General features: G+C 68.5%; 4 protein-coding genes. 3 read left to right on the forward strand and 1 reads right to left on the reverse strand.

Annotation, left to right across the window (positions count from 1 at the left end; all coding sequences use genetic code 11):
• The first annotated feature begins 378 nt into the window (after window positions 1–378).
• From AB1578_22665 to rnk, 3 genes are all read left to right on the forward strand, one after another.
• Entirely contained in the window at window positions 379–603 is a 225-nt protein-coding gene (locus tag AB1578_22665) for a hypothetical protein (GenBank protein MEW6490701.1), read from the forward strand.
• Window positions 604–802: 199 nt separating this feature from the next.
• A complete protein-coding gene (locus AB1578_22670) occupies window positions 803–1,933 on the forward strand; it encodes a 3-hydroxyacyl-CoA dehydrogenase family protein (protein ID MEW6490702.1) in 1,131 nt (376 codons plus the stop codon).
• A gap of 243 nt (window positions 1,934–2,176) precedes the next feature.
• A complete protein-coding gene (rnk, locus tag AB1578_22675) occupies window positions 2,177–2,593 on the forward strand; it encodes a nucleoside diphosphate kinase regulator (GenBank protein MEW6490703.1) in 417 nt (138 codons plus the stop codon).
• A 66-nt stretch (window positions 2,594–2,659) separates the two neighbouring features.
• Here the strand turns inward: rnk and AB1578_22680 are convergent.
• On the reverse strand, window positions 2,660–3,572 hold a 913-nt coding region (locus AB1578_22680; protein ID MEW6490704.1), incomplete at its 5' end, for an ATP-binding protein.

Here is a 3,572-nt window from a genome sequence, read left to right on the forward strand (position 1 = left end):
TGGGCCAAGCACCACGCGCCCAAGTGGCTGGCGGCCATGGAATCGCGGCGCAGGTAGTGGGTCTCGTCGGCCAGTCGGTTCCATTCCGGATGCCGAGGGCGGTGGAACGTGGAAGGTCGGGACGGGAGTCCTCGTGCGCCGCGACGCCCGGGATGTGAGCGCCAGGGGCGCCATGCTCGAGGGAAGTAGCCGGTGCGGGAACATCGTAGTTCCGAAGGTTTGACGCAGGTTTTGGGGGCGCCCCCAAACGCCCCCCAGCCGCCTCAAGGATGAGCTCCTCCGCTTGGCCGGCCACCGCCCGGTAGGTATTGCCCGAGCAGAGCTTGGGCCGCCTGCCCCCCGGTTTCGCCGACTAGAACCGATGACTGCTCTCGGCCCTTGTGCCGGCTTCTTCCTCCAGCAGAATCTCACCTGTCGCTCTTCGCCTTCTACTCCCCCAGCGAGGACGACGCCCACCTCCGGCCCAAGGCCGCCTACAAGCTCTCCGACGAGATCCTCCTCACCCTGGGCGCCAACGTCTTCCTCGGTGCCCACGACGACACCTTCTTCGGCCAGTTCGAGGACAACACCAACGTCTACGCCCGGGTGCGGTACAGCTTCTGAGGGGCGGGTTCCCGTTGCTCCCCGCGCATCGAGCATGGGAGGGGAGGAGCGCCGCCCGTCGTCCTGGCGGTGAGGCCACGTGGGAGGCCGCGGAGCGTCTTGACGCCGCCCTCCGGTGCACCTAAGGTGTCGGCTTCCCGGTCCGGCCGGCTCCGCGCCGGAAGGGTCTGCGCTTCCACCCGAGTGAGGAGGAGTCGAGATGAAGGAGATCTCTACCGTAGGCGTCGTGGGGTTTGGGGTGATGGGGGCCGCCATCGGCCTCAACGCGGCCACTGCCGGCTACAAGGTCGTCTTTAAGGAGCTCAACGACGAGCTCGTGAAGCAGATGTATGACCGCTGGGTTCTGTCGGCCCTCAAGAAGCGCGTGGAACAGGGCAAGATGACCCAGGAGCAGATGGACGCCGTCACGTCGAAGATCACCGGCACGAGCCGGTACGAGGGGCTCGCCGCGTGCGATCTGGTGATCGAGGCGGCGGTGGAAAAGATGGACCTCAAGATCCAGATCTTCGAGGACCTCTCCAAGCACTGCCGGCCCGACGCCATCCTGGTGAGCAACACCTCGACCTTCCTCATCGAGAAGCTCATGGAGCGCGCCACGAACCCCGAGCGGACCGCGGGCCTGCACTACTTCTTCCCGGCCAACGTGAACCGGCTCGTGGAGGTGATCCGCCAGGAGAAGACCAGCGACGACACCTATCGGGCCCTCATGGCGTTCGCCGAGAAGAACCGCAAGATCGCCATCACCGTGCGCGACTTCCCCGGCTTTGCGATCAACCCCGTCTTCATCTCGAGCTACGCGGTGCTCGACTCCTTCTACGACGGCGGCCGCTACAACGTGGCCACCCTCGACGACATCTCGCGCAAGGCGCTCGGGGTGCGGTTCGGCATCATGTGGGTACAGAACGGTTCGGGCCTGGGAACCGCGTACCATGCCGCTGAGTCGATGGTCGACTACCTGACGGCCACGGATGTGGGCTTCCCCCCCGTGCCGGCGTCGCTCAAAGCGCAGTTCGCGAGCGGCAAGCCATGGAACCTGGAGGACGGGGCGGTGCTGGAGGATGCCGGGGCTCGGGCCGCCGTGCAGGACCGGCTGCTCGGCGCCATCTTCGCGATCTCCGCGCACCTGGTGGAGAAGGAGGTGGTGAGCCCCAAGGACATGGAGCTCGGCATCTGCACGTCGCTCGCCTGGCCCAAGGGCCCCTTTGCCATGATGAACGAGCTCGGGATGGAGGAGTCCGCGCGCCTGGTGGGGGTCGCGGTGAAGGCCGGGGACTTCAAGATGCCGAAGGCCTTCGCCGGCCCCACGCCCCGGCCCTGGGCCCTGGGATGATGTGCGGGGCGGCGGGGTCCTTCGGGTCCCGCCGCCCTCCCGGGGAAGACAGGAAGACACAAGGGAGAAGAAATTCTCCTCCTGTTGATTCTGTCCAATGGTCTTCCTTCGAGGCATGGTCGCGAAATCGTCGGGTTACGCCCTGCGGGCTAACCCGACCTACATCGACCAGGATTTCCGGCGACACGGCCTGCTGGGGCGGGGCCGTCGAGCGGCTACGGGCGCCAGCATACGGAGACGATCATGGCAATACGAAAGCTCTACGTCACAGAGTTCGACAAGACCCGGCTCGAAGAGGTCATTGCGGTGGCGGAGGAGTTCGGCCGCCATGACAGAAAGGACTTGGAGTCTCTGTCGGAAGAATTGGACAAGGCGGAAGTCGTGTCGCCGAAACACATCCCTCCAGACGTCGTGACCATGAACTCGAAGGTCGTCCTGCGCGACCTGGACACGTCGGAAGAAATGACCGTTGTCCTGGTCTTTCCGAGGGATGCAAACATCAAGAAGGGGGCGATCTCGGTTCTCGCCCCCGTAGGCACGGCAATCCTGGGATACGCCAAGGGAGACGTCGTGGAATGGGCCGTCCCGTCCGGAGTGCGTCGCATCCGCATCGATGACGTGCTCTACCAGCCCGAGGCTGCCGGAGACTATCACCTGTAGCGCCGGCACGTGGGCGCGGCGCGACGGCCTCTCGCAGCGCGTGACCCTTGGGGGCGTGCCGGGCCGCTACCGGAGGGGGTGGGGCCCCGAAGGCGCCCGGGCCGGCAGCTCGATGGTCACCCGCAACCCCCCCTCCCCGCGGTTTTCCGCCCGGATGGAGCCGCCGTGGAGGCGCACGGCCCGCTCGGCGATGGCGAGGCCCAGGCCTGTGCCTCCGCTGCTCCGGTCCCGGGCGTCGGCGACTCGGTAGAAGGGCCGGAACACCTCCGCCAGGGCGGCCTCGGGAAGGCCGGGGCCCCGGTCGCACACCTCGATGTGCGCGCCCGCGGGCGCCGGTTGCCGCAGGCGTATCGCCACAGCGGTGCCCTCGGCGGTGAACCGCACCGCGTTGCGGACCACGTTCTCCACCGCCCGCCGCAAGAGTTCGGGGACCCCCACGACCCGCGCCGGCTCGCAGGCCTCCAGCTCCACGGTGCAGCCTCGGGCCCGGGCCTCGAAGTCGGCGTCGCGGGCGACCTCTCCGACGAGCTCTGCCAGGTCCACCTCCTCCCGGGCCGGGAGCTCCCCGGCCCCTTCCAGCCGGGTCAGGGTGAGCAGTTGCCCGATCCGTTCGTTGAGGCGCTCGGCTTCGCGCCCGATCCGGTCCAGGGGCGGCGCGGCCTGGGGACCCGCCTTCTGCCGCGCGAGCTCCAGTGCCACGCCCAGACGGGCGAGCGGGGAGCGCAGCTCGTGGGAGATGTCGCGCAGGAGCCGCTGCTGGGCCTCCAGCAGCTCCTCGATGCGGGCGGCCATGCGGTCGAAGTCGCGGCCGAGCTCGGCGGTCTCGTCTGTGCGATTTCCCAGGGAGGCGCCGACCCGGGCGCCCAGGTCCCCCGAGGCCAGGCGGCGGGTGGCCCGGCGCAGCTCCCGGATGGGCGCCGCCAGCGACCGGGCGAGGAACCAGCTCACGGCGAGGACCACCGCCAGGGCCGCGCCCAGG

It is taken from the genome of Thermodesulfobacteriota bacterium (assembly GCA_040756475.1).
Classification (GTDB): Bacteria; Desulfobacterota; Deferrisomatia; order Deferrisomatales; family JACRMM01; genus JBFLZB01.

Excerpts from the sequence above, each read along its gene's own strand:
- AB1578_22670 (MEW6490702.1), top strand. The coding sequence starts at position 803 with ATGAAGGAGATCTCTACCGTAGGCGTCGTGGGGTTTGGGGTGATGGGG.
- rnk (MEW6490703.1), top strand. The coding sequence starts at position 2,177 with ATGGCAATACGAAAGCTCTACGTCACAGAGTTCGACAAGACCCGGCTC.